This window comes from Litoribaculum gwangyangense, assembly GCF_039543505.1.
Lineage (GTDB): Bacteria > Bacteroidota > Bacteroidia > Flavobacteriales > Flavobacteriaceae > Litoribaculum > Litoribaculum gwangyangense.
The window spans coordinates 1-1,076 of sequence record NZ_BAABJW010000008.1; the positions used below are offsets into that span (position 1 = coordinate 1).

1 protein-coding gene is annotated in these 1,076 nt (G+C 36.8%); it reads right to left on the reverse strand.

Features of this window, described 5'->3' with window-relative positions; genetic code table 11:
- Positions 1 to 1,076: fibronectin type III domain-containing protein (locus ABD963_RS15045; RefSeq protein WP_345278271.1), on the reverse strand; the 1,076-nt coding region annotated here is incomplete at both ends.

Genomic DNA, 1,076 nt, shown 5'->3' on the forward strand with positions numbered 1-1,076 from the left:
ACTTGGCTTCCGAAGAATCCATCACCATCGCTATCCACGCCTAAGTACCACACGGTATTGGGGTTGATGGCACTATCGGTATCGTTACAGTCTGTATTATCAGAAACATATCCAGCAGGTTGAGATAAGGCTACTTGGCTTACAGAAGGATTTCCAAAATTATCATTATCTGAGTCTTGATACCATGTAGTTGCAGCATTTATGACAGTCAAGCCTATGTTATCAATGGCCATATCACTTCTATTTCCACTACCTCTTACACCAATAAAGCGCAATCTAAGATAATTATTTATGTAGGGACTTAAATTAATATTATTAATGTTTACCCAAGAATTTCCTTGGTCTCCTGATAATGTCCATAAATTATTCCAATTATTCCCGTCATCAATAGAGTATTGTAAAGTTAAGGTACCCATTTGATTGCCATACATGTGATAAGAAAAACTGAAGGTTGCACTAGAGGTATTATTTAAATTAAAACAGGGACTATTTAGTATAGCTTGATCGCCAGCTGTTCTTCCGCTAGCTTCTGTGTATAAATAAAAATTTCCACTGTTCGCAATAGAAGGTCCTGTATTAGGTGATGAAGTTGTAGAAGAGTTAATTGTCCAATTAAAATTGTCGCTTGTATCTTGAATCCAATCTCCAATGGTATTTTCAAAACTTTCACTGTAAGGGAAGGACGATATCAACATACCGGAACAAGGAGGAGGCGTTGTTGTCGTAAATAATGTAGAACCGCTATAAGAAGATGTGTTACTATTACAAGTACTCCTTACTTGCACTTCATATTGTGAACTATTATTTAAACCGGATAAGTTAACTGTAGCATTGGAGGTGCTTACCGTAGTCCATGTAGGAGAGCCTACCAATCGATATTGATAATCGTATGTGGCTCCAATAATTGCATCCCAACTAATTGTGGCTGAACTTGAGCCAATGTTTGAAGCAGTTAAATTAGATGGTGCTGAACCGGCTACAGGTACTAACATTACATCGTTTAATACTTTAGTTTGATAATCGGCAATTGATTGATTAGAAAGGGTAAATGATTGGTAGCAATCGGCTTCAAATAA